The 5,838-nt window shown below is 58.6% G+C and carries 3 tRNA genes and 3 rRNA genes; all 6 read left to right on the plus strand.

The features are described from left to right. The first annotated feature begins 331 nt into the window (after positions 1 to 331). The 6 genes from E9232_RS35730 (at position 332) to E9232_RS35755 (ending at position 5,601) form a co-directional block, all read left to right on the plus strand. Positions 332 to 1,817: ribosomal RNA gene (locus E9232_RS35730) — 16S ribosomal RNA — on the plus strand. Between the two features lie 183 nt (positions 1,818 to 2,000). Continuing rightward, positions 2,001 to 2,077 (plus strand) — tRNA-Ile (locus tag E9232_RS35735). Between the two features lie 13 nt (positions 2,078 to 2,090). Continuing rightward, positions 2,091 to 2,166, plus strand: a tRNA-Ala gene (locus E9232_RS35740). A gap of 300 nt (positions 2,167 to 2,466) precedes the next feature. Further along, a 23S ribosomal RNA gene (locus tag E9232_RS35745) occupies positions 2,467 to 5,206 on the plus strand. Positions 5,207 to 5,348: 142 nt separating this feature from the next. After that, positions 5,349 to 5,464: ribosomal RNA gene (gene rrf / locus E9232_RS35750) — 5S ribosomal RNA — on the plus strand. Together the 16S, 23S and 5S rRNA genes with 3 tRNA genes alongside form the textbook arrangement of a ribosomal RNA operon. Positions 5,465 to 5,524: 60 nt before the next feature. Beyond that, positions 5,525 to 5,601 (plus strand) — tRNA-Met (locus E9232_RS35755). Positions 5,602 to 5,838 lie beyond the last annotated feature (237 nt).

A 5,838-nucleotide genomic window follows, 5' to 3' on the forward strand; every position in this document is an offset into this window, starting at 1 on the left:
CCTCTGCCCTGGCGGGCCGTCCCTTGAAGGGGGAAGGCGCGGCGGGCGGATGCGGCTCTGAAGCTCGGGAAATCGAGTGGTGAGCCACGGATCTTGGACAAGTTGGACGAGAGTGGAGAAGGGATACGCGGCCGGCGGTGTGGTCTCTGGTGGGAGGCACAAACAAGCGGGCGCGGTATCTCGGACGCTAGTAGAGCTATGAGTATCGGATCGGTGCAAGCCGGTTCGGTAGGATGGCTCAGGTGTGAGAGGTGCAGCTTCGGTCGCAAGATCGGAGTGGAGCGCTCCAATAGTAGGGTCTGGTTGGCTTCGGCTGGCTGGATCTGAAGTCGAACCTGAGAGTTTGATCCTGGCTCAGAACGAACGCTGGCGGCAGGCCTAACACATGCAAGTCGAGCGCCCCGCAAGGGGAGCGGCGCACGGGTGAGTAACACGTGGGAACCTACCTTCTGGTACGGAACAACCAAGGGAAACTTTGGCTAATACCGTATACGACCTCCGGGTGAAAGATTTATCGCCGGAAGAGGGGCCCGCGTCCGATTAGGTAGTTGGTGAGGTAACGGCTCACCAAGCCGACGATCGGTAGCTGGTCTGAGAGGATGACCAGCCACACTGGGACTGAGACACGGCCCAGACTCCTACGGGAGGCAGCAGTGGGGAATATTGGACAATGGGCGCAAGCCTGATCCAGCCATGCCGCGTGAGTGATGAAGGCCTTCGGGTTGTAAAGCTCTTTCACCCACGACGATGATGACGGTAGTGGGAGAAGAAGCCCCGGCTAACTTCGTGCCAGCAGCCGCGGTAATACGAAGGGGGCAAGCGTTGTTCGGAATGACTGGGCGTAAAGGGCGCGTAGGCGGTTCGTTGCGTCAGATGTGAAAGCCCCGGGCTCAACCTGGGAACTGCATTTGATACGGGCGAGCTTGAATCCAAGAGAGGGTGGTGGAATTCCCAGTGTAGAGGTGAAATTCGTAGATATTGGGAAGAACACCAGTGGCGAAGGCGGCCACCTGGCTTGGTATTGACGCTGAGGCGCGAAAGCGTGGGGAGCAAACAGGATTAGATACCCTGGTAGTCCACGCCGTAAACGATGTGTGCTAGCCGTTGGGCAGCTTGCTGTTCGGTGGCGCAGCTAACGCGATAAGCACACCGCCTGGGGAGTACGGTCGCAAGATTAAAACTCAAAGGAATTGACGGGGGCCCGCACAAGCGGTGGAGCATGTGGTTTAATTCGAAGCAACGCGCAGAACCTTACCAACCCTTGACATGGGAAGTATGGGCCTGAGAGATCGGGTCCTTCAGTTCGGCTGGCTTCCACACAGGTGCTGCATGGCTGTCGTCAGCTCGTGTCGTGAGATGTTGGGTTAAGTCCCGCAACGAGCGCAACCCTCCTCTTCAGTTGCCATCATTCAGTTGGGCACTCTGGAGATACTGCCGGTGACAAGCCGGAGGAAGGCGGGGATGACGTCAAGTCCTCATGGCCCTTACGGGTTGGGCTACACACGTGCTACAATGGCGGTGACAATGGGCAGCGAAAGGGCGACCTGGAGCTAATCCCCAAAAGCCGTCTCAGTTCGGATTGCACTCTGCAACTCGGGTGCATGAAGTTGGAATCGCTAGTAATCGTGGATCAGCACGCCACGGTGAATACGTTCCCGGGCCTTGTACACACCGCCCGTCACACCATGGGAGTTGGTTTTACCCGAAGACGGTGCGCTAACCAGCAATGGAGGCAGCCGGCCACGGTGAGATCAGCGACTGGGGTGAAGTCGTAACAAGGTAGCCGTAGGGGAACCTGCGGCTGGATCACCTCCTTTCTAAGGATGCCCGACATTGGGGGCCTAGGCTTCGGCAACGAAGCTGAAAGCCGCCGGCCACGTATCCCTTCTCCGTTCCAGCCGATGACCGGTTGGCCAGAAGCAGCGCAGCAGGCGCCGATCCGATTGGGTTGGCTGCAGGCGGCGAGGCGGTTGGCCGTCCGTGTCATCGAAATTGCTTTCGGGCTAGTAGCTCAGCTGGTTAGAGCGCGCGCTTGATAAGCGTGAGGTCGGAGGTTCAAATCCTCCCTGGCCCACCATCACAGGTCTTCCGGGGGCGTAGCTCAGTTGGGAGAGCGCGTGCTTTGCAAGCATGAGGTCGTCGGTTCGATCCCGTCCGCCTCCACCAAGACACGGTGTGAGAAGACGGATAGAGAGCAGAAAGCTGGAACGTGAGGAGGAATGGGATCGCAAGCCTCAGGGTTTGCGGCAGATCGCTTCGGCGGTCGCGGATATTGGACATTGTGAAGAGAATGCGAAGACGGAACGATCTCTCCGTCTTTGACCGAAGGAGTTCTCGCTCCGGCTGGTCGAGGATGGATCAAGAGGTGGTTCCGGCTGCGGGGAGAGGCGTCGATGTATGGCAGGTCAAGTGGCCCGGTAGGGTGCTTGCCTCTGTGCGCGGTGCTTCTCTTGTAGAAGAAGCTGAGATCAAGCGTTTAAGGGCATCTGGTGGATGCCTTGGCACTGAGAGGCGATGAAGGACGTGGCACGCTGCGATAAGCTGCGGGGAGGGGCGAGCACCCTTTGATCCGCAGATCTCCGAATGGGGAAACCCACCGCGCAAGCGGTATCCGGCACTGAATCCATAGGTGACGGAAGCGAACCCGGGGAACTGAAACATCTCAGTACCCGGAGGAAAGGACATCAACCGAGACTCCGTTAGTAGTGGCGAGCGAACGCGGACCAGGCCAGTGATCACATCTACATAACCGGAACCGTCTGGAAAGTCGGGCCATAGCGGGTGATAGCCCCGTACGGGTAAACCGGATGTGATCCTCGAGTAGGGCGGGACACGTGAAATCCTGTCTGAACATGGGGGGACCACCCTCCAAGCCTAAGTACTCCTCAGTGACCGATAGTGCACCAGTACCGTGAGGGAAAGGTGAAAAGCACCCCGACGAGGGGAGTGAAAGAGACCTGAAACCGGATGCCTACAAGCAGTCGGAGCGGGCTTGTCCCGTGACGGCGTACCTTTTGTATAATGGGTCAGCGACTTAGCGTGTGCAGCGAGCTTAAGCCGAGAGGTGTAGGCGCAGCGAAAGCGAGTCTGAATAGGGCGTCAGAGTTGCACGCGTTAGACCCGAAACCGGGTGATCTAGCCATGGCCAGGTTGAAGGCGGGGTAACACCCGCTGGAGGACCGAACCCACGTCCGTTGAAAAGGCCGGGGATGAGCTGTGGCTAGGGGTGAAAGGCCAATCAAACTCGGAAATAGCTGGTTCTCCGCGAAAGCTATTGAGGTAGCGCGTCGGATGATTACCGCGGGGGGTAGAGCACTGGATGGGCTAGGGGATCGCGAGATCTACCAAACCTAACCAAACTCCGAATACCCGTGAGTACAGTCCGGCAGACAGACGGTGGGTGCTAACGTCCATCGTCAAGAGGGAAACAACCCAGACCACCAGCTAAGGCCCCCAAATCGTGGCTAAGTGGGAAAGGATGTGGGACAGCGTCGACAACCAGGAGGTTGGCTTAGAAGCAGCCATCCTTTAAAGAAAGCGTAATAGCTCACTGGTCAAGCCGTCCTGCGCCGAAGATGTAACGGGGCTCAAGCCACGTGCCGAAGCTGTGGGTGCTCGAGCAATCGAGCGCGGTAGCGGAGCGTTCCGTAGGCCTGCGAAGGTGCACCGCGAGGTGTGCTGGAGGTATCGGAAGTGCGAATGCTGACATGAGTAGCGACAAACAGTGCGAGAAACACTGTCGCCGAAAGTCCAAGGGTTCCTGCGCAAGGTTAATCCACGCAGGGTGAGCCGGCCCCTAAGGCGAGGCTGAAAAGCGTAGTCGATGGGAACCAGGTTAATAGTCCTGGGCCTGGCAGAGGTGACGATGGCCGTGTGTTGTATCCCCTTATCGGATTGGGGGTGCAGCGAAGGACATCCAGGAAATAGCCCTGCCATATAGACCGTACCCCAAACCGACACAGGTGGACTGGTAGAGTATACCAAGGCGCTTGAGAGAACGATTGTGAAGGAACTCGGCAAATTGCCCTCGTAACTTCGGGAGAAGAGGGCCCCATATCTGGGCAACCAGGTATGGGGGGCACAGACCAGGGGGTAGCGACTGTTTAACAAAAACACAGGGCTCTGCGAAGTCGACAAGACGACGTATAGGGTCTGACGCCTGCCCGGTGCCGGAAGGTTAAGAGGAGAGGTGCAAGCCTTGAATTGAAGCCCCGGTAAACGGCGGCCGTAACTATAACGGTCCTAAGGTAGCGAAATTCCTTGTCGGGTAAGTTCCGACCTGCACGAATGGCGTAACGACTTCCCCACTGTCTCCACAATCGACTCAGCGAAATTGAATTCTCCGTGAAGATGCGGAGTACCCGCGGCTAGACGGAAAGACCCCGTGCACCTTTACTATAGCTTTGCAGTGGCATTAGGAATGACATGTGTAGGATAGGTGGGAGGCTTTGAAGCCCAGGCGCCAGCTTGGGTGGAGCCAACCTTGAAATACCACCCTTGTTGTTCTTGATGTCTAACCGAGCCCCGTGATCCGGGGCCGGGACCCTGCATGGTGGGTAGTTTGACTGGGGCGGTCGCCTCCCAAAGAGTAACGGAGGCGCGCGATGGTGGGCTCAGAACGGTCGGAAATCGTTCGATGAGTGCAATGGCATAAGCCCGCCTGACTGCGAGAGCGACGGTTCGAGCAGAGACGAAAGTCGGCCATAGTGATCCGGTGGTCCCGCGTGGAAGGGCCATCGCTCAACGGATAAAAGGTACGCCGGGGATAACAGGCTGATACCCCCCAAGAGTCCACATCGACGGGGGTGTTTGGCACCTCGATGTCGGCTCATCACATCCTGGGGCTGGAGCAGGTCCCAAGGGTATGGCTGTTCGCCATTTAAAGTGGTACGTGAGCTGGGTTCAGAACGTCGTGAGACAGTTCGGTCCCTATCTACCGTGGGTGTTGGAATATTGAGAAGAGCTGTCCCTAGTACGAGAGGACCGGGATGGACGCACCTCTGGTGCACCGGTTGTAACGCCAGTTGCATCGCCGGGTAGCTATGTGCGGACGGGATAACCGCTGAAAGCATCTAAGCGGGAAGCCCCCTTCAAAACCAGTATTCCCTATCAGAGCCGTGGCAGACGACCACGTCGATAGGCCGGGTGTGTAAGCGCAGCAATGCGTTGAGCTAACCGGTACTAATCGCTCGATCGGCTTGATCTCAGTCGGAGGATCCAGTCCTCCCACCGCGCGCAGCGGCAAACGCCCTGCCGCGACCCGTCTCCCTGCAGCAAATCTTCGCAAGACCGACCAGAAGCGCCTCATGGCGCGACTGTCTGGTCTTGCCCCGAGTGGGCTTTGTCGACCTGGTGGCCATAGCGAGGGCCCCAGCACCCGATCCCATCCCGAACTCGGCCGTGAAACCCCTCAGCGCCAATGGTACTGTGTCTCAAGGCACGGGAGAGTAGGTCGCTGCCAGGTCCACCAAGCCCACTCGATCATCCTTTCGCATTCTCCACGCAGTGCTCCTCTCACCACCCCCGCGGGGTGGAGCAGCCCGGTAGCTCGTCAGGCTCATAACCTGAAGGTCACAGGTTCAAATCCTGTCCCCGCAACCAGATACCAACAGGCCCGATGCCAACGCATCGGGCCTGTTCTCGTTCCGGGCACTGCACCGTTCCACGCTGACAGCGTCAGGCGCGGGCCAGGGACGCCTTCACCTCGCGCAGGATCTCGTCAGACAGGGCGGGGTCGTTGACCATCCGGGACATCGTCAGCGCCCCGACCATCGTGCACAGGGCGACCAAAGCGCGGCCCCTGGCAGCGTCCGGCCCAGTCTTGCCGCACTCCGCAGC

Source organism: Inquilinus ginsengisoli, assembly GCF_031453975.1.
GTDB classification, from domain to species: Bacteria; Pseudomonadota; Alphaproteobacteria; order DSM-16000; family Inquilinaceae; genus Inquilinus; species Inquilinus ginsengisoli_A.